We start from the raw sequence: 23,196 nt of genomic DNA on the forward strand, positions 1-23,196 counted from the left end.
CATTTAGTTAAAAAATGCTCCGCGGATCAACCACGGAGTGCTATAAGCAAAAGTGCTGGATTTTATTTGCCAAAAAACGCTGGAAAATAATTTCCACTTTTTGCTGGAAAGTACTTGCCGTTTACAAGAGGTTAGAAAGAGATTGGGAAATCCCAGAATGAACCTTACAGTAGAGAAAATTGATATTACCTATTTTGCAGCAATCTGATCTGAATCAAGTGGCAGAAAATACCACTTAATTAAAAGATGTACAAGCATTTCGAGAAACATAGTAATTTTTATAGAATAAATCCGGAATTTGGTTGAATTTTACATCAAGTATCTGTTAATATAATAAGGATAAGGAAATAAAAAATTCAATAATGTTGCAACCATAACTTGCTGTAGATTCAGTAACAATGATGAGGCTGTTTTCCTCACAGGATTTGAGGACAAAAAGCAGCCTTCGGAAGCCATCATTATCTGAATATATTACAGTTACAAAGTTAATTAAAAAGGAAAGGAAAATATAATTACTGCTTCTGAATAATTATGCAGGGACAAGATGGATAATAGTGAAAAGACAAAAGCAATAAGGCGAATTGAAAGCCTGTTGGATGCCGGTAGTTTTATTGAAATTGGAAAGGAAATTACAGCCCGTGCAACAGATTTCAATTTAAAAGAGGTGGAAACACCCGGGGACGGCGTGATTACCGGATATGGTGTGATTGACCAAAACCTTGTTTATGTGTACAGCCAGGACGCCGCAGTGCTTGGTGGAGCTGTTGGTGAGATGCATGCAAAAAAAGTCATAGCAATTTACGATATGGCAATGAAGATGGGCGCTCCCGTTATTGCTTTACTTGACAGTGCCGGACTTCGTCTGCAGGAAGCGACAGATGCCCTGGAGGCTTTTGGCAGTATTTTTAAGAAACAGACAATGGCTTGTGGAGTCGTACCCCAGATTAGTGCTGTCTTTGGCAGTTGTGGAGGAGGATTGGCAGTTTCCTCAGATTTGGCGGACTTTACATTTATGGAGACACAGGCAAAGCTATTTATAAACTCACCCAACGCAATTGCAGGAAATGAAAAATCAAAATGTGATACTTCATCAGCTGAATTCCGGGCCGGAGAGTCGGGAGTTGTTGATTATGTTGGCAGTGAAGAAGAAATCACCGCAAAGATCAGGCAGTTGGTTTCAATATTGCCGGGAAATAACAAAGATGGTGGATCATACTGTGAGAGTGAAGATGATTTAAATCGTTTGATACCGGATATTTCAAGAACATACGAAGATACTGCCATAGTGCTGACCCAGCTCTCAGATGGTGGTCAGTTCATTGAAACAAAAAAAGACTTTGCCAAAGATATGGTTACTGGGTTTATTAAGCTGAATGGTTATACGGTGGGAGCAGTAGCAAACCGCAGTAAAATTTATAACGCTCAGGCAGAAACAGAAACGATTTCCGATGGTTCACTAAGTGGGCAGGCAGCGAGGAAAGCTGCTGACTTTATCCGGTTCTGTGATGCGTTTTCTATTCCTATATTGACTCTGACAAATGTCAGTGGTTTTACAGCAACCAGGGATGATGAGATAAATCTGACCAGAGAAGCTGCGCGACTTGTATATGCTTTTGCTGAAGCCGAGGTTGCAAAAGTAAATGTAATTATTGGAAAGGCATATGGTACGTCTTACCAAATAATGAATAGCAAATCCCTGGGTGCAGATATGGTTTATGCTTGGCCGGATGCACAAATTGGTATGATGGAAGCTGAAAAGGCAGCGAAAGTCATCTATGCCGAAGCCGATATGCAGACCATAAAGGAAAAGACTGCAGAATATCAAAAGTTACAGACCAGTCCTTTGTCAGCGGCGAGACGCGGATATATCGATGCCATTATTGCTCCGGAAGAGACCCGGAAGTATTTGATTGGCGCTTTTGAAATGTTATATACAAAAAGGGAAGACCGTCCGGCTAAGAAACATGGGACAGTATAGAGAGGTGAATCAATGAAAAAGAAGGTTAGCATATTGCTAAGCATGGTTGCACTCATTGCGCTTCTTACTGGGTGCAAAGCGGCAAAGGAGGACGGCCATTCATATGACGATAAGCTGCTAAAGCAGACTAGTGAGGCGATTATTACCCAGATTTTGCCAAATGTATCAGAGGAATCACTCACACAAGTGAAAAAAATAGATGATTTTGCATTCCAAAGCCAACTTTATAATATGGGGATTCCGATGACCCCGCAGGTTTACCAGGATTCAGCCGATAGCTGGATACAGGCGCAGGAAGAGTGTGGTGCATATATAGACCATGGAGATTACAGTATTGAGGCGGGGAAAGATACCGTTAAACTGACAACAGCTGCCCAATTTAAAAATAGAAACGCAGACATCACATTTATTTACGATGATAAGTCGTATTTACAAAGTATGACTGTCAGTGCGGATTATACCATGAGTGAAATTCTCAAAAAGGCAGTATTAAATACACTGCTTGGCATGGGAACTGTATTTCTGGTTTTGATTTTTATCTCAATCATAATTTCACTGCTAAAATATGTACCTTCTCTTTTATCAGGTAAAAGGGAGACTCGGGAACAAAAAGCAGGACAAATTGAACAGACAACAGCAAGTGTGCCAAAAAGCAGTGAGCCGTCCGCTGTTAATGCAGAAAAGACGGAAGATATGGATGACACTGTGTTGGCTGCTGTAATTGCAGCAGCGATTGCAAGTGCCGAAGGGGTAAGTCCACAGAGCTTTGTGGTTAGAAGTATTAAAAGAAGACCGGAAAACAAATGGTAAAGGAGAAGGCCAATAATGAAAAATTATACAATTACAGTAAATGGAAAGTCTTATGATGTGGTAGTGGAAGAAAAAATGGGGGGAGCAACAGCCCCTGTGACACCGGCTGCGGCACCTGTGCAGGTAGCTCCGCCGGTACCGGAGCAGGCACCGCCGATAAAGAAAACGGAAGCAGCCGGTTCTATTGAAGTGAAAGCCGGAGCTGCAGGAAAAGTTTTTAAGATAGAGGCTGCGGTTGGGCAGGCAGTAAAGAAGGGTGATGCCGTAATCATTATCGAAGCGATGAAAATGGAAATACCAATTGTTGCGCCGGAAGATGGAACGGTAGCTAATATTAATGTTGCAGAGGGAGATGCAGTAGAGGCAGGAGCTGTATTGGCCACTCTGAACTAGTGTAATCAGTTGGAGGTAAACTATGGATTATATACTAAATACACTGGGCAACCTCGTGCAGCAGACAGCTTTTCTAAATATCACTTTTGGAAATGTACTGATGATTGCCATTGCCTGTGTGTTCTTGTTTTTAGCAATTAAAAAAGGTTTCGAGCCACTTCTGCTGGTACCGATTGCTTTCGGTATGCTGCTGGTGAATATTTTCCCGGACATTATGATTTCAGCAGAAGAAGCAACAAACAACATGCCGGGGCTGCTTCACATTTTCTATGTTCTTGACGAATGGGCAGTACTTCCGTCTCTGATATTTATGGGGGTCGGGGCAATGACAGATTTTGGTCCGCTGATTGCCAATCCCAAGAGTTTTCTTTTGGGGGCAGCGGCACAGTTTGGAATCTTTGCAGCCTATCTGGGTGCAATGGCCATGGGCTTTTCCGATAAGGCCGCAGCAGCGGTTTCGATTATTGGAGGTGCAGATGGACCGACGTCCATCTTTCTGGCCGGTAAGTTGGGACAGACCGATATCCTTGGTCCGATTGCGGTAGCAGCATATTCCTACATGTCATTAGTGCCGATTATTCAACCACCAATCATGAAACTTCTGACAACCGAAAAAGAGCGAACAATCAAAATGGAGCAGTTAAGGCCTGTCACGAAATTAGAAAGGATTCTGTTTCCGATTATTGTAACCATTGTTGTATGTATGATTCTTCCTACAACAGCGCCATTGGTGGGGATGCTGATGTTAGGAAACTTATTCAGGGAGTCAGGAGTAGTACGTCAGTTGACGGAAACGGCATCAAATGCATTGATGTATATCGTTGTTATTCTGCTGGGAACCTCGGTTGGGGCAACCACCAGTGCAGAAGCCTTTCTAAATGTGACCACATTAAAAATAGTCGTCTTAGGCTTAGTTGCCTTTGCTTTTGGCACTGCAGCCGGAGTCTTGTTTGGTAAGCTGATGTGCCGGGTCAGCGGAGGGAAGGTTAACCCATTGATTGGCTCAGCAGGTGTATCTGCAGTGCCCATGGCCGCAAGAGTATCACAAAAAGTTGGTGCTGAAGCTGATCCCACAAACTTTTTATTAATGCATGCTATGGGAACTAACGTGGCAGGCGTTATTGGAACTGCGGTGGCAGCAGGAGTCTTTATGTCGATTTTCGGTGTGTAACTAGCAAATAAACAATAATAACGGAGGATTTAATAAATGGCAGAAATAGTAAAAAGACCGGTTAAAATAACGGAAACGATACTGCGTGATGCGCATCAATCCTTGATTGCTACCCGGATGACCACAGATGAGATGCTGCCGATTGTAGATAAGATGGATAAAGTCGGATATAACGCTGTGGAATGTTGGGGAGGAGCAACCTTTGATGCTTCCCTGCGGTTTTTGAAAGAAGACCCGTGGGATAGGCTGCGCAAATTTCGAGATGGATTTAAGAATACGAAGCTGCAAATGCTTTTCAGAGGACAAAATATTCTGGGTTATCGCCCCTATGCCGATGATGTAGTGGAATATTTCGTTCAAAAATCTGTCGCAAACGGAATTGATATCATTCGTATTTTTGATTGTATGAATGACCTGCGCAACTTGCAGACGGCGGTAACTGCGGCCAATAAGGAAAAAGCAGAAGCCCAGGTGGCGATGTCGTATACCATAGGGGATGCATATACACCTAAGTATTGGGTTGATCTGGCAAAGCGGATTGAGGAGATGGGAGCAAGCTCAATCTGCATCAAGGATATGGCAGGATTGCTGCTCCCATATGAGGCAACCGAATTAGTAACTGCATTAAAAGAAAATGTAAAGATCCCTATTGAGATGCATACCCACTATACATCAGGTGTGGGTTCTATGTCATACCTGAAAGCCGTGGAAGCAGGAGCCGATATCATTGATACCGCCATGTCACCCTTTGCTCTTGGCACTTCACAGCCGGCGACAGAAGTAATGGTAGAAACTTTTAAAGGAACTTTATACGACACTGGACTGGATCAGGACCTGCTGGCAGAGATTGCCGATTACTTCCGCCCTATTCGTGACAAAGCACTGGATACAGGATTGCTCAATCCTAAGAATATGGGAGTAAATATAAAGACATTATTGTATCAGGTACCCGGTGGTATGCTGTCAAATCTGACGTCCCAATTAAAAGAGCAGGGAGCAGAGGATAAATATTATGAGGTACTGGAAGAGGTTCCGAGAGTGCGGGAAGATTTGGGGCAGTGCCCCCTGGTTACCCCTTCGTCACAGATTGTAGGTACGCAGTCAGTATTCAATGTTCTGACTGGTGAGCGGTACAAGATGGCAACGAAGGAAACCAAAGATGTGTTAAGCGGCAGATACGGGAAAACCATCAGACCCTTCAACCCGGAAGTGCAGAAGAAAGTTCTGGGGGAAAACCCGGATATCATCACCTGCCGGCCCGCGGACTTAATTCCGGACGAGTTGGACACACTCAGAAAAGAATGTGAACGCTGGATTCAGCAGGATGAGGACGTGCTTACGTATGCACTGTTCCCACAGGTGGCAGTTGACTTCTTTAAGTATCGCGAAGCCCAGCAGACAAAAGTGGACCCAGATGTGGCGGATAAAGAGAATGGAAGTTATCCGGTATAAGAATAAATTAAAGTATGGGCATAGGATGCAGTCAGGAAGCATCCTATGCCCATCAAATATATATATGATGTAGAAAGGGGCGTAAAATATGACAGACAATCGAATATATGTGGCAATCGACCTGAAATCCTTTTACGCTTCCGTTGAGTGCGTAGAACGTAATCTTGACCCCCTTACCACTAACCTTGTGGTTGCGGATAAAAGCAGAACAGAGAAAACCATTTGCCTTGCTGTTTCACCCTCACTCAAATATTTTGGCATTCCGGGGCGTCCGAGGCTATTTGAGGTCGTACAAAAGGTAAAAGAAGTAAATGAAAAACGCAGAGCAAAAACCCCGCAGCGCTCGTTTGAGGGATCATCATTTAATTACACAGAGTTGAATTTGAATCCGTTGTTGAAATTGGATTATATTGTCGCCCCTCCTCAAATGGCGCACTATATGGAGTATAGCACGAAAATTTATGATGTTTATTTGAAATATATAGCACCGGAGGATATTCATGTCTATTCTATCGACGAAGTATTCATGGATGTTACTGCATACCTGAACACCTACCAGATGACTCCGCAGGAATTTACTAAGGCTGTGATTCAAGACGTACTGCAAACCACTGGAATAACAGCAACGGCCGGTATCGGAACAAACTTATATCTTTGCAAGATAGCGATGGATATAGTTGCAAAACATACCGAACCGGATAAAGACGGGGTAAGAATTGCAGAGCTTGATGAAATATCCTATCGCAGGCGCCTTTGGACCTATCAGCCGTTAACTGACTTTTGGCGCATAGGCAGGGGATATGAAAAGAAATTACAGGGACACGGATTATATACAATGGGCGATATTGCAAGGTGTTCGCTGGGAAAACCTGATGAATATTATAATGAAGATCTTCTTTACAGGATGTTTGGCATCAATGCAGAACTTCTGATTGATCATGCCTGGGGTTGGGAGCCTTGCACTATAAAAGAAATTAAAGCATATAAGCCTGCAACAAACAGCTTAAGCTCCGGACAGGTACTACAGTCCCCGTACACATATGAGAAAGCAAGACTGGTCGTCCGTGAAATGACAGATCTTCTGGTTTTGGATCTGGTAGATAAAAGTCTTGTAACGGACCAGATAGTATTGACGGTGGGCTATGATATTGAAAATTTAACGGACCCGAAAAGAAAAAGTTTGTATAAAGGTGCTGTTACTACCGACCGTTATGGAAGAAAGATTCCGAAACATGCCCATGGTACAGCGAATCTTGGCAGGCAAACATCCTCCACTATGCTGATTACCAAGGCGATGATGGAGTTATATGACAGGATAGTTGATAGAAATCTGCTTGTCAGAAGAATTACCATAGTGGTAAATCATATTATTGATGAAAATGATGTACTAAATACAGAGCATTATGAACAGATGGATTTATTTACAGATTATAAGGAAAAGCAAAAGAAGCAGGCAGAGCAAAATGCAGCATTAGAACGCGAGAAGAATATGCAGAAGGCTGCCCTGAGTATTAAGAAGAGGTTCGGGAAAAATGCTATTCTCAAGGGTATGAATCTAGAAAAAGGGGCAACTGCCAAGGATCGCAACAGTCAGATCGGCGGACATAAAGCGTAAAGTTAAAGTTGAGATAAAATTCGGGATTAGAAAATAAGAGAGAAGAATGAGGACTATTGCAGTGATTAATAAAAAGGAAAAATACCCTTATGATGATATTATTGGTATGCCTCACCATCAGTCTGCAACCAGGGTGCATATGTCAAACCATGACCGAGCCGCGCAGTTTGCGCCGTTTGCTGCTTTGACAGGTTATGACACTTCCATTAAAGAAACCGCCCGCCTGACAGAAGAAAAAATAGACCTGGACGAATCTGAAAAGGAAGTATTAAACGAAAAGCTGCAGATTATCAGGGACAACACCGACACGGATGCAGAGGTGACTATTACTTATTTCTTACCTGATGAAAAGAAGGCAGGTGGAACATATGTATCATATACCGGGTGTGTGAAAAAGATTGATGAATATGCACGGACTCTTATAATGGCGGATAAAACAATTATTCCGGTTGAGCAGATCATTGGAATTGAAAGTGAATTGTTCCTTTGAGAAGAGTTATGTGATATATAAAGCCCAGCCTTTCCACAATTAGGGAAGGCTGGGTTTTCTATGTTCAAAGGAAGGATGACCAGGAAAAAACTGTTCAGCGTTATAATATTAATAGAATATATTAATATATTACATAATAAATATAGATAATATTTTGCGTATGCAAAGAGTAGGGGAGGTTAAGATTGACATCTATCTTTACTATTTACCTATTTGTGGATATGTGATAAGAATAACAAAAGTAATAGAAATCCTTTATATATGTTAGTTAATTTATTTATTTCTTTATATAAAATTTTTGTGATATACTACAATCAAGTTTTAAATGACATCAATAATATAGTGATGTAAGAAAGGGGAGGGGAATGGACGCAAAAATTTTGATAGCCGGTGATTCGGCAATATCTGTTCAATTAGGAGAAGACATAAGCATGGAAACCAACCAGATGGTGAGGGGGCTTTTTTCAGAATTAACAAGCAATCCAATTGACGGAATTGTGGAGTTAGCTTCAGCCTATGCCTCCCTGATGATATATTACAAACCAGAAACTATACGATATGAAGAGTTGGCAGGAAGGCTGCATGAGCGTCTTGATAGTATGAGTACTAAGTCTGTGGAGGTACAGAAAACGCAAATAGTAAAGGAGCTTCCAGTCTGCTATGGGGGAGAATTGGGACCGGATTTAGAAGACTGTGCTGCTTATGAACAAGTTTCTGTTGAGAAATTCATAAGAATTCATTCACAGCATGAATACTATGTCTATATGTTAGGAGTGGCTCCTGGACATCCATATATGGCACGCTTTAAAGAACCCTTTCATTTTAAAAGACGGGAGACACCAAGAGTACGTATTCCCGCACGCTCCATTGTGGTCATGGAGAATCAGTCTAATCTAATTCCTTTTGAACAGCCTTGTGGATGGAACATTATAGGAGCAACACCTCTCACCCCCTGTGAATACTCAAAAGAAGATCCCTTTCTGATACATGCAGGAGATTGGGTTCGCTATGTACCCATCAGTGCTGCAGAGTATGAGAAAATCAGAAGTGAAGTTAAAAAAGGAATTTATCGCCTAAAAAGTTATGAAAGAGTGGTGTAATAATGGGAATTTTAGTAGAAAATCCTGGAGTACAGACCACAGTTCAGGACATGGGCAGGTTTACCTATCAGCAGTTTGGAGTATCCCCTGCCGGACCGATGGATACAAAGTCTTTTCAAATCGCAAATATATTGGTCGGGAACAAACGAACCGAAGGTGCATTGGAGATAACTTACGCCGGTCCCAGCCTGCGTTTTGAAAAAGATGATTTGATTGCGATTACCGGGGGAGATCTTTGCCCTGCAGTCAATGGGAAAAAATCCCCACCTATCAAGCGGTACTTGTACATGCGGGAGATGTGCTTTCATTTGGAACAGGTCCTGAAAATGGATGCCGTAGTTATCTGGCTTTTGCCGGAGGTCTGGATATACCTGTCGTGTTGAACAGCAAATCTACATTAATGAGAAACCATCTTGGAGGTGTGAGCGGCAGAAAGTTGAAAAGGGGGGACAAGATCGGTTTTCTAAACCCCAAAACGCAGTTGTTGTACATGGAAAAGAGAAAAATGGAGCAGGAATTATTTCCACAAAAGGATATCATTTTACGAGTTGTTACCGGTCCTCAGGATTACGAATTCTCAGAAGAAGAGATCCGCAGCTTTTTCTCTTCCAGAGCAGAAATCACCCAGGAGTTTGATAGAATGGGGTGCCGCTTAAAACGTAAGGAGCCACTTAAGCACAAAGGAGACGGAAATATTATTAGTGACGGGGTGGCGTTTGGCTCTATTCAGATACCAACGAATGGGCAGCCTATAATTATGCTGGCAGACCGTCAGACTACAGGCGGCTATACAAAGCTGGGAACAGTGATATCTGTGGATATTCCTAAATTAGCGCAAAGTGTTCCCGGGCGTCAGGTAAGATTTATCCGTGTTGGTATTCATCTGGCACAAGATTTATATCTCAAGCAACTGCGGGAAATTAAAAGACTGGAAAAAGAATTGGGGCAAAATAGCTAGAATTGGAGGAACCAATGGAAATTGAACAGGTCATTAAATTAATTAAAGTAGTGAATGAACTTAGCATGGATGATTTTCAAATGCAGGATAAGGACTTTCAGTTACATATTACAAGGAATCAATCCGCTCAGAAATCCTCCCAATGTAGTCTGGAAACAACAACTGATTATTTTGATGTAGACGCAAAGCAGATGGGAACAGAGGCCAAAACACAGTCATGCAGCAGGCAGGTAATACACTCCCCTATGGTAGGATGTTTTTATACGGCACCGGGTCGGGATGAAGCCCCATTTGTACAGATAGGAGATGACTTTAAAGAAGGGCAGATACTTGGAAACATTGAGGCCATGAAGATGATGAATGAATTGTCATCTGAGTGTAAAGGAAAGGTAGTGGATATCCTTGCACAGGACGGACAATTGGTTGAATATGGGCAGCCCTTGTTTGCAATAGAAGTATAAAAGGTGGGAAATATGTTCAGAAAAATATTAATAGCAAATCGCGGAGAAATAGCCGTCCGTATCATTCGGGCCTGTAGAGAAATGGGTATTTATACCGTTGCCGTATATTCAGAGGCAGACAGGGATGCCTTACATACACAGCTGGGCGACGAAGCTGTCTGTATAGGTCCGGCTTCTGCAGCAGAAAGCTAGCTGAATATGAATCGTATTGTAAGTGTGGCTATTGCAGTAAAAGCAGATGCCATTCATCCTGGATTCGGATTTTTATCAGAGAATTCACAGTTTGTTCTATTATGTGTATGTGAAAAATATAATATTGTTTTTATTGGGCCTCCGGCTTCTCTGATTCAGAAAATGGGTAATAAGTCTATGGCAAAACAAGCCATGAAGCAGGCCGGAGTTCCTGTGGTTCCCGGAATCGAAGATCCGGTTTATGATGCAGAAAAAGCGCTTGAAGAAGCAAAAGAAATTGGATTCCCAATTATGATTAAAGCTGCCCTGGGAGGCGGCGGAAAAGGCATGAGGATTGCGGCAAATGAGCAGGAATTCATTCCTCATTTTCGCATTGCGCAGGAAGAATCATTTAATGCATTTGCAGACAATACAATGTATCTGGAAAGATATATTCAAAATCCACGGCATGTGGAAGTTCAGATTGCTGCAGATAAGTATGGAAATATTATACATCTAGGAGAAAGGGATTGTTCTGTTCAGCGCCGGCACCAAAAAATGATTGAGGAATCTCCCTGTGCTGCTTTATCATCCAAGACGCGTTGTGAAATGTTAAATATGGCAGTGCAGGCGGCAAGAGCTGTTGGTTATGAAAGTGTCGGTACCATAGAATTTCTACTGGATCATTCAGGGGATTTCTTTTTTATGGAAATGAACACCCGTATTCAGGTAGAACATCCGGTTAGTGAGATGGTTTCCGGCATTGATTTAATCAAGGAACAAATCAGGATTGCACAGTGGGAAACTTTGAGTATCTGCCAGAAGGATATTTTATTCAACGGCCATGCAATTGAGTGTCGAATTAATGCTGAGGATCCGGTACATAATTTTATGCCTTGTCCAGATGTAGTTCGTGAACTGCACCTCCCGGGTGGAAATGGTGTGCGGATCGATACCGCACTCTACCCCGGCTATCGTGTACCGCCCTATTATGATTCCATGCTTGCAAAGGTAATTGTCCACGATAGGGATGGGGAAGGCGCCTTGAGGAAGATGATCAGTACACTGGGAGAATTAAGGATTGAGGGGCTGAAAACAAACACCGAATTTCAGTATGACATCTTGAATACCCCTGATTTTCAGGAGGGCACATATACGACAGATTTTATATCCCGTTACTACGGGTTGTAAATACTAACTCAATCTTTATACAAAGGATTAGAGTGATGGAAAAGAAAAACTGTGGGTCGCTAACTGCTGTAAACAGCAAAACGAGAAGGAGGATATTATGTTTAGTATTGATTTGAACAGTGATATGGGAGAAAGCTTTGGAGCATACAAGCTTGGGGGGGATGATGAAATCATCAAATACGTGACAACCGCCAATGTAGCCTGCGGATGGCATGCGGGAGATCCTATGGTAATGGACAAAGTTGTTCGTGCAGCAAAGGAAAGAAAGGTTATGGTTGGTGCACATCCGGGGTATCCGGACTTGCTGGGGTTTGGGCGCAGGAAGATGGTACTTTCCCATGATGAGGTAAAAAATTATGTTAGGTATCAAATTGGGGCTCTGGCGGCATTTACGCAAAGTTATGGCATGAAGCTGCAGCATGTGGCACCTCATGGTGCCATGGGGAATGCCTGTCAATATGATGAGGATATCTCGACGTCAATTTGTGAAGCAATCTGTGAATACGACAAAGATTTAATTGTGTATTACTGTGCCGGTGCAGTCCTTGGTGAAATTGCGGAAAGTAAGGGATTGCAAATCGCATCTGAGATTTTTGCAGACAGGGCGTACATGGACGATCTCTCTCTGGTTCCCAGGAAAACGGAAGGTTCTATGATTACAGATGAGGAAATAGCAATTCAGAGATGTGTGAAGATGATTAAAGAGGGAAAAGTCACATCTATTAATGGAAAAGAACTGGATATCAAAGGCGATACACTCTGTGTACATGGCGATGGTCCCAAAGCCTTGGCTTTTGTTCAGAAAATCCACGAGAAATTCGCAGAAGAGGGAATTGAAATCAAACATATATAAGTTGTGAATGGTAAAATTGACAGAAAGTGCGAAAGGGATGAAAAAATGAGTAAAGAAAAATCGAAAAAAAAGAATTCGGTAGTAAAAAATATGATGATTGCCCTAATAAGTGGTCTGATTGTAGGTGTTGCATTTCTGCTGCTGAGAGAGCAATTGGTTGGTGCTGGCCGGGAATGGGTATGGGATGTAATTAATAAAATATTTTTCCAGGATATTACGGCGCCGGGGGGTGTCAATGCCCTAGGCCTGTTCTACATCATCGGGCAGCTATTCATGAGAGGGCTGCAGATGGCAATCGTACCGTTGGTGCTGGTATCTTTAAGCCTTGCAATGTGCAGTATATCCAGTTCATCGAAGCTAGGGAGAATTGCAGGACGTACTGTATTGGGCTTTATATCCTTCTATGTAGTAGGAACCTTCTTTGCTGGTATAGTTGCATATGGAATGAAAACGGCGGGGCTTTTTAATGTTAAGCTCCCCAGTGAAGCAGTAGTGGATGCGGCTACCATTGATGCATTTAATCCACTTTCAGTTGTTATTGATGCAGTGCCTTCTAATATTACAGAAGCGTTTAGCAGCAATAATAGTATACTGGCAGTTGTAGTTGTGGCAATTATCATTGGATTGTGTATGAATATGATAGGTGAGAAAGCAGAACCATTGAAGAAAGTGCTGGAAAGCGCAAGTGAAGTCATTAATGTTTTTTTGACTTTCCTTATAAACAGAGTTGGTCCTATTGCAATCTTTTGCCTCATTTCTCGCACGTTTGCAATTTACGGGGTAGAGTACCTGGCACCGGCCGCGGCCTATATTGCAGGCGCAATGATTACCCTGTTTGTTCTTGTAATAACGATTTATCCAATCGGCCTCTGGATTACAACAAGATTAAATCCAATCAAGTTTATTAAGAAGATTGCTAAGGTGGGTGTACTCGGATTTTCCACAAACTCTTCTGCTGCATGTCTGCCGTTGAATATTAGAACCAATCGTAATGAACTGGGGTGCAGTGAGGAGATTACCAGTTTTGTACTTCCGACAGGAATGACCATTAATATGAACGGCACAACTGTGATGCATATGTTTGCAGCTACCTTTATAGCTACAAGTGCAGGCATCAATGTAGCACCCTCACAATTGGTTGTTGTGGCATTTTTGTCTATCGCTGCGGCGATGGGCTGTCCGGGAATTCCGATTGCAGGGACAACACTGATTGTGACCCTTCTTTCCGGTATGGGATGGACATCAGATGCATGTATGATTGCCTATGCGCTGGTTGTAGCAATTAACCGACCGGTGGAGATGGCACTTCTGCCGCTGAACGTAATTGGCGATGCGACGGTCAATGTCATTGTAAATAAAAAGGAGAAGGAATTGAATGAGGATATTTATAACAGCTAAATATAGAAAATATTAATATTATACATATAAATTATGAAATTGATTTTTTAATATCCCGATGATATCATGTTTTTAGACAATAAAAATAGCTTTGGGAGGATTTCATATGGAATACAAAACAGCAAAAAGAATGGAAAGTCTTCCTTTTTCAGAGATTCGTGCAGTAATGGAAAAGGCGACGAAGATGCAGCAGGCGGGGGAGAAGGTCATTCATCTGGAAATCGGCCGTCCGGATTTTGATACTCCGGAGAAAATTAAAGAAGCTGCATATGAGAGTCTGAAGGCAGGACATGTATTTTATACATCAAATTATGGGGTACCTGCACTTAGAAAAGAAATCGCAGAATGGGAGACAAAGAATCATGGCGTAGTATGCGAAGCTGAAGAAGTTCTCGTAACAGTAGGAGTAGGTGAAGCAACCTATGCATCCATGGCGGCATTTCTTCAGGAGGGAGATGAAGTCCTGGTCCCGAATCCAGTATGGCTGAATTACATTCATGTTCCTGGCTCTCTGGGGGCGAAACCGGTGACATACAGTCTGCGGGAAGAGAATGATTATCAGATTGATTTTGCTGAGCTGGAGGAAAAACTTACAGACAAGACTAAGATGATTGTAATTGTCAATCCAAGTAACCCTACGGGTGGTGTATTTTCAAGGGATACACTGGAGAAATTGAGTAAGATTGCCGTAAAATATGATTTACTTGTGGTAGCGGATGAAATCTACAGTCAGCTGGTGTATGACGGAGTAAACCATACAAGTATCGCCTCTCTTCCAGGAATGAAAGAACGAACGATTACATTAGGTGGTTTCTCGAAAGCCTATTCTATGACGGGATGGCGTCTTGGATATATGTGTGCACCAAAAAAAGTTATTCAAGCTTGTGTCAGGGTTCATCAGTATACTGTCACTTGTGCTCCCTCCTTTGTACAGGAAGCGGGAATTACGGCATTGCGTGATTGTGCAGAGGACGTAGAGATAATGAGAAAAGAATATCAGAGACGGAAAGATTATATGGTGAAGGCACTCAACGAGATCGAAGGTATCAGCTGTAACAATCCACAGGGTGCGTTTTATATCTTTGTCAATATCAAAAGTCTGGGAATGCCTTCCATGGAGGTAGCGGAGTATCTCCTTGATTCTGCAAAGATAGCACTTGTTCCGGGGGCTGCATTTGGATCAGAAGGTGAGGGATACCTTAGGGTATCATATGCCTGCAGTTATGAAGATCTTCAGGAGGCTTGTGTGCGGATTAAAAAGGCAGTAGCAGAGCTGAGAAAATAGCATGTCTTAAGAAGATGAGTAGCATAAAAAAATAAACGAAAAAAGTGAAAGGACCGGAGAATGAGGCGTCCAAAACATAGACGACGTTCATTCTCCGACTCTTTATCTGCAATTAATGTTTCGATGGTCCGCCCCAGACTTGAGCTATAGGGATGACCGGGTTGGGGGCTTCTAAAAACTGTTCCAGGATATCTCCGAAAAACCCAACAGCTTGTTTGCTGGTGGTTTTTGGATAGCGGGATGTAATCTTATAACAGACCCGGTTTGGCGGAGGGTTCTTCAATTGGCTGGTATAGACCGTGCGGTAATGTGACAACTCAAGAACTACAGAAACCGGCGCGATCATCCAGTTTCCCGGGTTCTTCCATAAACGGTCCAGCAAGGTGACTGTATCTGCTGCAATATGGGGCCTGGAGACGGCAGACAACCATCGGTCATGCCAGATTTGGAAGTTATCATCCCAGCTGAGGAAAAGTTCCAGGGATGAATCAAGCTCATCTGTATGTACCTTGGAAGCTTGTATGGCAGGCTGGTCGGATTGTACGAGATAAAAGGGTTCCTCAAAAATCTTTTCAGTGATGATATTTTTGTAATGCAATTTGTGATATACAAATCCAATATCTATACTGTGATCACTCAGTAGACCGTACAGCTCCGAGGAATGGTGTGATTGAATACTGAGGTCAATGTTAGGATATTCGCAAGAAATTTTATTGTAAAGAGGGGCAAACTGGGCTATATTCAAGCTGTCGGTGCAGCCGATGGTCAAGAGAAGCGCCTCATGATTGCTTTGGAGCTCCATAGTTTCCTTCCACAGAGACATCCAGCGTTCTGCAAGAACAATAAAATCCAAGCCCTTTGGGGTAAGTTCCACTTGTTTGTGACCTTTGCTTCGTATCATGAGTGGAAATCCTAATTCATTTTCCAATGAACTCAGTCTGTGGCTGACGGTCGGCTGGGACAAAAACAACAGTTCTGCAGTTCGGGTAATGCTTTTTGTATGTACAATGGTTAAAAAGGTTTCGATTTCTGACATGTTCATGCTTTACTCCTCCTATTTTTAGATTATATTATAAGATTTATTTGTATTATACAGAGAAATTATTCGTTTTTCAATTATTATCTTGTATGTTATTATGCAAATAAAGCAATTGTTCTGAACAGTTGCAAATTAAAAGAAAAGAGGGTTTTATATGTCAGAAGGGTGTAGAATAAGAAAAAACTTTGAGAGACCATCAAAAGAAGTAATAAAAGCTTTCCGCGGTATTCCAGTAGCAAATATAGATGATAATTGCGGGAGAATCGCGGCCGTTGATGCAAGTATTTATCCGCTGAATCCCAAAGCAAAGCTTCTGGGAACTGCTTTTACGGTAAATGCACCGGCAGGAGACAATCTTTTGTTTCATGCGGCATTGGATATGGCACAGCCGGGGGACGTTATTGTCCTTGCCAATAAGGGGAGTATGAGCCGATCTCTCTGCGGAGAGATAATGAGCAGCTATGCAAGGTCAAGAGGAATTGCAGGCATCATCATTGACGGCTGTGTCCGTGACAGCTATACCTTAAGCCAGATGGATTTCCCTGTGTATGCTAAAGGGGTTACACCGAACGGTCCGTATAAAAACGGTCCGGGAGAAATGAACTTTCCGGTTTCCTTTGCTGGAATTATTATTAATCCCGGAGACATCATTGTTGGGGATTCGGACGGACTGATTGCAGTAAGACCAAAGCATGCCAAGGAACTGGCAGAAACTGCACGGGCTTATCATGCGGGAGAAGAGAAGCAAATAGAAGGAATTCTGAATCGGGGAGAATGGCCTCGTCCCTGGATAGATTCTAAATTAAAAGAAGCAGGTTTTGAATTTGTAGATTAAGATACTTAGGCACTCGTCAAATATGCAAAATGAACGAAAGGAATAAAAATGGAAGCAAAGAATTACAATCCTTATGAAAATATGATTGCAGTACTTGAACAGGCGGGAAAAAAACTGGGTCTAGAACCCGATGAGTATGAGACCTTAAAATACCCAGAACGAGAATTGACGGTATCCATTCCAATTAGGATGGATAATGGAGAACTGAAAGTATTTGAGGGATATCGTGTACAGCATAATAGTGCGAGAGGGCCATACAAAGGTGGAATCCGTTATCACCAGAATGCTAATCCTGATGAGGTAAAGGCTCTGGCAGCTTGGATGTCATTCAAGTGTGCTGTTGTCAATATCCCCTATGGCGGAGCGAAGGGAGGGATCAAGGTGGATCCCAGAGAATTATCAAAAGAGGAACTGATTCGACTGACGAGAAGATATACAACAAGGATTCTTCCTTTAATTGGACCGGATCAGGATATTCCCGCACCGGATGTCAATACAAATGGAGAAGTTATGGGCTGGATCATGGATACTTACAGCATGTTCAAAGGACACAGCGTTCCTGGAGTTGTTACCGGCAAACCGATTGAAATCGGAGGTTCCATAGGAAGAGCAGAGGCGACAGGCCGGGGCGTTACAATCATTGCAGAAAAATTTCTGACAGATTTGGGACTGAAGACGGAAGATTTGGGATATGCAATCCAGGGAATGGGAAATGTTGGTGGAACTGCAGCAAGTATTTTGTACGAAGAAGGAAAACGTATTATCGCAGTCAGTGACTGGTCCGGTGGTGTGATGAACCGAGATGGATTGAATATTCCTGAAATTTTGAAATTCCTTTTTGATAAGAGCAAGTGTCTGAAAGAGTATGTAGATGAGAACGTGGAGCATATCACAAATGATGACTTATTGACCTGTGCGTGTGATGTACTGATTCCGGCAGCTTTGGAGAATCAGATTACAGTGGATAATGCGTCCAGAATTCAGGCAAAAGTGATTGTTGAGGCGGCGAATGGTCCTACATCCGTGGAGGCTGATGAAATTCTTGCTGAGAGGAATATCCCAGTAATTCCGGATATACTAGCAAATACCGGTGGGGTTGTTGTATCCTATTTTGAATGGGTTCAGAATATTCAGAGCATGGCATGGGAACTGGACGAAGTAAATCAGATGTTGAAAAAAGTGATGCTGAAAGCCTACAAGGAGGTAAGAGAAATGAGCCAGAAAAAAGACAGTACTTTGCGTATGGGGGCATATATGGTAGCGATTAACAGAATTTGTACAGCAGGAAGGCTAAGAGGCGGTCCAATTTCTATGGCGTAGAAATCAGAATACAGAGGTAGTGTTTATGGATGTAAAATTTCTTATAGCAGGGGACAGAGCGGTATCCGTTGAATTTGGTAACGAAATCTGTCTTGAAATTAATCAAAGAGTCCGTATGTTGGAGGAAGCGCTGAAAGATAATCCGATAGATGGCGTTATAGAAGTTGTGCCTACGTATTGTGCTTTGATAGTGCATTACCGCCCTGAAGAGGTGCGCTTTGGTGATTTGGTTGAAGCATTAAAAGTCAGGCTTGGTAATATGCACTCAGTTGCGGCAAAGGAAAAGATTGTCAAGGAGGTTCCGGTTTTTTATGGCGGAGAGACGGGTCCAGATCTGGAGTACTGTGCACAGCTGGAACAGATTTCTGTAGAGGAGCTTATCCGCAGACATTCAGAACATGAGTATTATGTATATATGCTTGGGTTTGCACCAGGACACCCATATATGGCGAGATTTGAGGAGTCTTTCCATTTTAAAAGAAGAGAGGAACCCCGGGTAAAGATTCCTGCCAGATCGGTGGTTGTTCAGCAAAACCTGTCGGATTTGATTCCGTTTGAACAGCCCTGCGGATGGAACATCATAGGAAGTACACCTCTTGATATCTGCAATTATAACAAAAAGGATCCGTTCCTTCTAAATGCAGGTGAATGGGTAAAGCATATTCCAATCACAAAATGGGAATATGAGCAAATTCGTAAGGAGGTAGAGAAGGGAACGTATCAGGTGAAAACTTATAATCTGCAGAAAACTGTTTAAGATCGGAGGATGTGATATGGGAATCGCAGTAGAAAACGGCGGAATTTTGACAACGGTTCAGGATGAAGGAAGATATGGATATCAGGCATATGGTGTATCTACTTCCGGCGCTATGGACAGCCATGCCTTCCACATTGCAAACATCCTTGTCGGGAATTCGATGACAGAGGGAGCACTGGAGATGACATTTATGGGCCCGGCACTCAGGTTTACCTCTGATAATATCATCGCAGTTACCGGTGGAGATCTGACACCAATGCTGGATGGAGAATCTCTGCCGATGTATCGGGCTGTTCTTGTAAAGGCGGGACAGGAGCTGTCTTTTGCAGGTGCGAGAAATGGCTGCCGGGGATACATTGCATTTTCCGGGGGTTTGGATATACCTGAGGTGATGGGCAGTAAGTCGACACTTTTGAGAAACAAACTGGGTGGTCTAGAAGGACGCAAGTTGGAAAAGGGGGATGAAATTGCCTTTTCAGATCCGAAAACAGAACTCCCGAGGATGCAAGAGAGGAAAGTTCCGGAAAATGTATACCCCAAGGATGAAGTTGTACTTCGTGTTGTACTTGGTCCTCAGGATGCTGAATTTACGGAACGGGGAATTCGCAGCTTTTTCTGGGACAGCGGGGTGATTACCAATGAATTTGACCGGATGGGCTGCAGAATCGAGAGAGAGCCTATAGAGCATCGGGGAGATGGAAATATAATCACAGACGGGATTTCTCTTGGCTCCATTCAGGTACCAACTAACGGCAAGCCTATTATTATGCTGGCGGACCGGCAGAGTACAGGGGGATACGCAAAGATCGGAACGGTGATTACAGTGGATCTGCCGAGAATTGCACAAAGTCAGCCGGGCCAGAAAATTCGCTTTATTGAGGTGAGTCTGGAGCTGGCACAGAGTTTATATATTCGTGAGTTAAATCAGATGAAAGTGTTGGATGAAAAACTAAACTCCTGAACGGCATTGTAACGGAAGAGGCGGCAGTACATAAATTGAAAGAAGAAAGGTAAAAAATATATGAAAATAGTAATCTTAGACGGCTATACAGAGAACCCGGGGGACTTGAGCTGGGATGCGCTTAAGGAACTGGGTGAGGTGAGTGTATACGACCGGACATCCTATGAGGAATTGCCGTTGATTGCAGAGCGCATCGGCGATGCGGAAATCGTGGTAATCAACAAAACGCCGATCTCAAGGGAAACCATGGATAAGTGCAAAAACATGAAACTAATTGCAGTGCTTGCTACCGGATATAATGTGGTGGACTATGAATATGCAAAAGAAAAGGGAATACCGGTTGTAAATGTACCGACTTATGGAACCCAGATTGTAGGGCAATATGCATTAGGAATGCTTTTGGAAATTTGCTCCCATTACGGGCACCACGATGAGACTGTGAAAGCCGGAAAATGGCAGAACAATGCGGACTGGTGCTACTGGGATTATCCGATGATTGAACTGTACGGTAAGACAGCCGGTATCATTGGACTAGGAAGAATCGGCCAGGCTACAGCGAAACTGTTAAATGCATTGGACATGAAGGTCATTGCCTATGATGCTTATGAGAGTGAAGCAGGCGGACGGCTGGCGGAATATGTATCTTTGGGTGAGCTATTTGCACGGTCTGATGTTATTTTTCTGCACTGCCCGCTTTTCCCAGAGACAGAAGGAATCATCAATAAAACTAATATTGCAAAAATGAAAGATGGTGTAATTCTGATTAATAATAGCCGCGGACAGCTTGTTGTGGAGCAGGATCTGGCGGATGCATTAAATACAGGCAAAGTATATGCGGCCGGCCTTGACGTTGTTTCAACAGAGCCGATTAAGGGTGACAATCCACTGTTGAAAGCTCGAAACTGTATAATTACGCCACATATTTCTTGGGCGGCTCAGGCATCGAGGCAGAGAATCATGGACATAACCGTAGAAAATATTCGATCATTTCTTGACGGTAACACGGTAAATCAGGTAAACGGTTAGAAAATATAAAGAAGTATTTAGACTTTTGAAGTTTGAGTACTTCTTCTTCGGATACTCATATAGTTAATTAAAATAAAAAGAAAATGCAATTATTTTTTTGAATAATTATACAGGTATAAGATGGATAATAATGAAAGATCAAAAGCGATGAAAATGGGGGTGCCGGTTGTTGCATTACTGGTCAGTGTAGGTCTTTGACTACAGGAAGCTACGGATGCGCTGGAGGCAATTGGAAGCATTTTTAAGAAACAGACAATGGCATGTGGAATTGTACCGAAGATTAGTGCTGTCTTTGGCAATTGTGGGGGAGGGCTCGCAATTTCATAGGCAGAATTCCAGGCCAGAGATATGGTAACAGGATTTATTGAGTTAAGTGGTCATATGGTGGGAGCGGTAGCAAACCGCGGTAGAATTTACAATGTCCATGCAGAAGCAGAAACAGTATCCGATGGTTCTTTAAGTGTAGCACCGGCAGGAAAAGCTGCAGATTTTATACGTTTCTGTGATGCATTTTCTGTTCCTATAATGACTCTGACAAATATCAATGGTTTTACGGTAACCAAAGATAATGAGAGAAACCTGCCCAGGGAGGTTGCGTGTCTTTTATATGCTTTTGCTGAATCTGAGGTTGCAAAAGTGAATGTGATTATCGGAAAGGCAGCTTTTGAAATGTTATATACGAAAAGAGAAGACATCCAGTCAAAAAGCATGGGACAGTATAGTGAGGAGGGGCCAGAAATGCCGGATAACAGCGGGCAAGCTGCTGTTATTGCAGAAAAACAGAAGATATAGATGACTATATTCCGGCTGCCATAATTGCGGCGGCGATTGCAGCCTTACCGATGTCACCGGCTGCACCCGTAACTTTAACGGTATCAAAGTAGATAGCGCAGGCAAAAAAAGTTGAATCAGTCGGAGCTATCGAAGTAAAGGCAGGGGCGGACGGAAAAGTTCTTACATTAGAAGCAAAAGTCGGACAGACAGTAAAGAAAGGTGAACCTGTAGTTATTATTGAGGTGATGAAAATGGAAATACCAATTATTGCGCCGCAAGATGGAACAGTAGCTAATATTAATATTGAAGTGGGCGATGCAGTAGAGGCAGGAGCTGTATTGGCACATTGAACTAGGGTAACTAGTAATAAGAACAAAGGATTTAATAAATGGCAGAAATAAAAAAGGCCGGTTAAAATAACGGAAAAGAAACTGCGTGATGCGCATCAATCCTTGATTGATACCCAGATAACCACATATGAGATGCTTCCGATTGTAGATAAGATGGATAAAGTCGAATATAACGCTGTGGAATGCTGGGGAGGAGTAACCTTTGATGCTTCCCTGCGGGTCAGTGTTAAATGTTCTGACCGGTGAGCGGTACAAGATGGCAACGACAGAAACCAAAGATGCGTTGAGCGGCAAATACGGGAAAGCCATCAGACCCCTTAACCCGGAAGTACAGTAGAGAATTCTGGGGGAAACCCGGATATCATTACCTACCGGCCTGCAGACTTAATTCTGGATGAGCTGGACACATTCAGAAAAGAATGTGAACGCTGGATTCAGCACGATGAGGACGTGCTTACGTATACCCTGTTTCCACAGGTGGCAGTTGACTTCTACAAGAATCGAGAAGCCCAACAGACAAAAGTGGATCCGGATATGACAGATAAAAAGAATGGAGTTATCCGGTATAAGAAGCTGGAAAATAATCTATCTAAATTAAAGAATGGGCATAGGATGCAGACAGGAAGCATTCTATGCCCATTCAATTATCTGGATTTAATCTTAATATAGGATATTTCATTCGAATAAATTAGGAAAGTTCTAAGTCAGGGGCTCAAAATCAGGAGCCTGATTAGAACTTCAAGCCCCTGATTTAGTACTTTCCTTTTGAACCAAGTCCCGCATGCGGACGGCTTATGTAGTTTTGATT

Annotated in this window: 22 protein-coding genes and 2 pseudogenes; 23 read left to right on the forward strand and 1 reads right to left on the reverse strand. The window is 42.7% G+C overall.

The genetic code is table 11. From position 1 onward, the window contains the following. The first annotated feature begins 544 nt into the window (after positions 1-544). From BN3456_RS01935 to BN3456_RS02000, 14 genes and pseudogenes are all read left to right on the forward strand, one after another. Positions 545-1,978 carry an acyl-CoA carboxylase subunit beta gene (locus BN3456_RS01935; protein WP_089982421.1) on the forward strand — a complete coding sequence of 478 codons (1,434 nt, stop codon included), beginning with the start codon at positions 545-547 and terminating at the stop codon, positions 1,976-1,978. Between the two features lie 12 nt (positions 1,979-1,990). Beyond that, entirely contained in the window at positions 1,991-2,788 is a 798-nt protein-coding gene (locus BN3456_RS01940; RefSeq protein ID WP_089982423.1) for an OadG family transporter subunit, read from the forward strand. A 15-nt stretch (positions 2,789-2,803) separates the two neighbouring features. After that, on the forward strand, positions 2,804-3,181 hold the full coding sequence (locus BN3456_RS01945; RefSeq protein ID WP_089982425.1) for a biotin/lipoyl-containing protein: 378 nt from the start codon (positions 2,804-2,806) through the stop codon (positions 3,179-3,181). A gap of 22 nt (positions 3,182-3,203) precedes the next feature. Beyond that, complete coding sequence (locus BN3456_RS01950; protein WP_089982427.1) at positions 3,204-4,352, forward strand: sodium ion-translocating decarboxylase subunit beta; 1,149 nt, start codon at positions 3,204-3,206, stop codon at positions 4,350-4,352. A 36-nt stretch (positions 4,353-4,388) separates the two neighbouring features. After that, positions 4,389-5,804 (forward strand): oxaloacetate decarboxylase subunit alpha, encoded by a 1,416-nt coding sequence (locus BN3456_RS01955; RefSeq protein WP_089982429.1) that lies wholly within the window; start codon positions 4,389-4,391, stop codon positions 5,802-5,804. An 88-nt stretch (positions 5,805-5,892) separates the two neighbouring features. Next, positions 5,893-7,419, forward strand: coding sequence for a Y-family DNA polymerase (locus tag BN3456_RS01960; protein ID WP_089982431.1), 1,527 nt, complete (start codon positions 5,893-5,895; stop codon positions 7,417-7,419). Between the two features lie 46 nt (positions 7,420-7,465). Beyond that, positions 7,466-7,909 (forward strand): hypothetical protein, encoded by a 444-nt coding sequence (locus BN3456_RS01965; protein WP_089982432.1) that lies wholly within the window; start codon positions 7,466-7,468, stop codon positions 7,907-7,909. 365 nt (positions 7,910-8,274) lie between these two features. Continuing rightward, positions 8,275-9,009, forward strand: coding sequence for a 5-oxoprolinase subunit PxpB (gene pxpB, locus BN3456_RS01970; RefSeq protein WP_089982434.1), 735 nt, complete (start codon positions 8,275-8,277; stop codon positions 9,007-9,009). Positions 9,010-9,107: 98 nt separating this feature from the next. Continuing rightward, positions 9,108-9,967 (forward strand): annotated as a pseudogene (locus tag BN3456_RS01975) (biotin-dependent carboxyltransferase family protein). Positions 9,968-9,981: 14 nt separating this feature from the next. Then, positions 9,982-10,428 (forward strand): acetyl-CoA carboxylase biotin carboxyl carrier protein, encoded by a 447-nt coding sequence (accB, locus tag BN3456_RS01980; protein ID WP_089982436.1) that lies wholly within the window; start codon positions 9,982-9,984, stop codon positions 10,426-10,428. A gap of 12 nt (positions 10,429-10,440) precedes the next feature. Next, positions 10,441-11,790 (forward strand): annotated as a pseudogene (gene accC, locus BN3456_RS01985) (acetyl-CoA carboxylase biotin carboxylase subunit). A 97-nt stretch (positions 11,791-11,887) separates the two neighbouring features. Then, a complete protein-coding gene (locus tag BN3456_RS01990) occupies positions 11,888-12,643 on the forward strand; it encodes a LamB/YcsF family protein (protein WP_089982437.1) in 756 nt (251 codons plus the stop codon). Positions 12,644-12,688: 45 nt separating this feature from the next. Further along, positions 12,689-14,041, forward strand: coding sequence for a dicarboxylate/amino acid:cation symporter (locus tag BN3456_RS01995; RefSeq protein WP_089982450.1), 1,353 nt, complete (start codon positions 12,689-12,691; stop codon positions 14,039-14,041). A gap of 106 nt (positions 14,042-14,147) precedes the next feature. Further along, positions 14,148-15,326, forward strand: coding sequence for a pyridoxal phosphate-dependent aminotransferase (locus tag BN3456_RS02000; protein WP_089982438.1), 1,179 nt, complete (start codon positions 14,148-14,150; stop codon positions 15,324-15,326). Between the two features lie 112 nt (positions 15,327-15,438). Here the strand turns inward: BN3456_RS02000 and BN3456_RS02005 are convergent, their stop codons facing one another. Continuing rightward, positions 15,439-16,368 (reverse strand): LysR family transcriptional regulator, encoded by a 930-nt coding sequence (locus BN3456_RS02005; protein WP_089982439.1) that lies wholly within the window; start codon positions 16,366-16,368, stop codon positions 15,439-15,441. A 151-nt stretch (positions 16,369-16,519) separates the two neighbouring features. On the opposite strand from BN3456_RS02005, the gene BN3456_RS02010 reads away from it, so the two are divergent. The 9 genes from BN3456_RS02010 to BN3456_RS16530 all read left to right on the forward strand — a co-directional run bounded on the left by BN3456_RS02010 (position 16,520) and on the right by BN3456_RS16530 (position 23,057). Then, on the forward strand, positions 16,520-17,200 hold the full coding sequence (locus tag BN3456_RS02010) for an RraA family protein (protein WP_089982441.1): 681 nt from the start codon (positions 16,520-16,522) through the stop codon (positions 17,198-17,200). A 48-nt stretch (positions 17,201-17,248) separates the two neighbouring features. After that, a complete protein-coding gene (locus tag BN3456_RS02015) occupies positions 17,249-18,520 on the forward strand; it encodes a Glu/Leu/Phe/Val family dehydrogenase (protein WP_089982442.1) in 1,272 nt (423 codons plus the stop codon). Positions 18,521-18,545: 25 nt separating this feature from the next. Next, on the forward strand, positions 18,546-19,277 hold the full coding sequence (pxpB, locus tag BN3456_RS02020) for a 5-oxoprolinase subunit PxpB (RefSeq protein WP_089982444.1): 732 nt from the start codon (positions 18,546-18,548) through the stop codon (positions 19,275-19,277). A gap of 16 nt (positions 19,278-19,293) precedes the next feature. Then, entirely contained in the window at positions 19,294-20,238 is a 945-nt protein-coding gene (locus BN3456_RS02025; RefSeq protein WP_089982446.1) for a 5-oxoprolinase subunit C family protein, read from the forward strand. A gap of 60 nt (positions 20,239-20,298) precedes the next feature. After that, positions 20,299-21,264, forward strand: coding sequence for a D-2-hydroxyacid dehydrogenase (locus BN3456_RS02030; protein WP_089982447.1), 966 nt, complete (start codon positions 20,299-20,301; stop codon positions 21,262-21,264). A gap of 348 nt (positions 21,265-21,612) precedes the next feature. Beyond that, positions 21,613-22,056: a carboxyl transferase domain-containing protein gene (locus tag BN3456_RS02035; protein ID WP_242862780.1), complete on the forward strand. Its 444-nt coding sequence runs from the start codon at positions 21,613-21,615 to the stop codon at positions 22,054-22,056. A gap of 92 nt (positions 22,057-22,148) precedes the next feature. Continuing rightward, complete coding sequence (locus BN3456_RS02040) at positions 22,149-22,388, forward strand: biotin/lipoyl-containing protein (RefSeq protein WP_089982449.1); 240 nt, start codon at positions 22,149-22,151, stop codon at positions 22,386-22,388. Between the two features lie 202 nt (positions 22,389-22,590). Further along, positions 22,591-22,725, forward strand: a complete 135-nt coding sequence (locus BN3456_RS16525; protein WP_347457684.1) for a hypothetical protein — start codon at positions 22,591-22,593, stop codon at positions 22,723-22,725. 62 nt (positions 22,726-22,787) lie between these two features. Continuing rightward, positions 22,788-23,057 carry a hypothetical protein gene (locus tag BN3456_RS16530; RefSeq protein WP_347457685.1) on the forward strand — a complete coding sequence of 90 codons (270 nt, stop codon included), beginning with the start codon at positions 22,788-22,790 and terminating at the stop codon, positions 23,055-23,057. Positions 23,058-23,196: the final 139 nt, after the last annotated feature.

The organism is Clostridium sp. C105KSO13 (assembly GCF_001517425.1).
Classification (GTDB): Bacteria; Bacillota; Clostridia; order Lachnospirales; family Lachnospiraceae; genus Muricomes.

Coding starts and splice junctions, on each gene's coding strand:
- BN3456_RS01935 (WP_089982421.1), top strand. CDS start 545: ATGGATAATAGTGAAAAGACAAAAGCAATAAGGCGAATTGAAAGCCTG.
- BN3456_RS01940 (WP_089982423.1), top strand. CDS start 1,991: ATGAAAAAGAAGGTTAGCATATTGCTAAGCATGGTTGCACTCATTGCG.
- BN3456_RS01945 (WP_089982425.1), top strand. CDS start 2,804: ATGAAAAATTATACAATTACAGTAAATGGAAAGTCTTATGATGTGGTA.
- BN3456_RS01950 (WP_089982427.1), top strand. CDS start 3,204: ATGGATTATATACTAAATACACTGGGCAACCTCGTGCAGCAGACAGCT.
- BN3456_RS01955 (WP_089982429.1), top strand. CDS start 4,389: ATGGCAGAAATAGTAAAAAGACCGGTTAAAATAACGGAAACGATACTG.
- BN3456_RS01960 (WP_089982431.1), top strand. CDS start 5,893: ATGACAGACAATCGAATATATGTGGCAATCGACCTGAAATCCTTTTAC.
- BN3456_RS01965 (WP_089982432.1), top strand. CDS start 7,466: ATGAGGACTATTGCAGTGATTAATAAAAAGGAAAAATACCCTTATGAT.
- pxpB (WP_089982434.1), top strand. CDS start 8,275: ATGGACGCAAAAATTTTGATAGCCGGTGATTCGGCAATATCTGTTCAA.
- accB (WP_089982436.1), top strand. CDS start 9,982: ATGGAAATTGAACAGGTCATTAAATTAATTAAAGTAGTGAATGAACTT.
- BN3456_RS01990 (WP_089982437.1), top strand. CDS start 11,888: ATGTTTAGTATTGATTTGAACAGTGATATGGGAGAAAGCTTTGGAGCA.
- BN3456_RS01995 (WP_089982450.1), top strand. CDS start 12,689: ATGAGTAAAGAAAAATCGAAAAAAAAGAATTCGGTAGTAAAAAATATG.
- BN3456_RS02000 (WP_089982438.1), top strand. CDS start 14,148: ATGGAATACAAAACAGCAAAAAGAATGGAAAGTCTTCCTTTTTCAGAG.
- BN3456_RS02005 (WP_089982439.1), bottom strand. CDS start 16,368: ATGAACATGTCAGAAATCGAAACCTTTTTAACCATTGTACATACAAAA.
- BN3456_RS02010 (WP_089982441.1), top strand. CDS start 16,520: ATGTCAGAAGGGTGTAGAATAAGAAAAAACTTTGAGAGACCATCAAAA.
- BN3456_RS02015 (WP_089982442.1), top strand. CDS start 17,249: ATGGAAGCAAAGAATTACAATCCTTATGAAAATATGATTGCAGTACTT.
- pxpB (WP_089982444.1), top strand. CDS start 18,546: ATGGATGTAAAATTTCTTATAGCAGGGGACAGAGCGGTATCCGTTGAA.
- BN3456_RS02025 (WP_089982446.1), top strand. CDS start 19,294: ATGGGAATCGCAGTAGAAAACGGCGGAATTTTGACAACGGTTCAGGAT.
- BN3456_RS02030 (WP_089982447.1), top strand. CDS start 20,299: ATGAAAATAGTAATCTTAGACGGCTATACAGAGAACCCGGGGGACTTG.
- BN3456_RS02035 (WP_242862780.1), top strand. CDS start 21,613: ATGGTAACAGGATTTATTGAGTTAAGTGGTCATATGGTGGGAGCGGTA.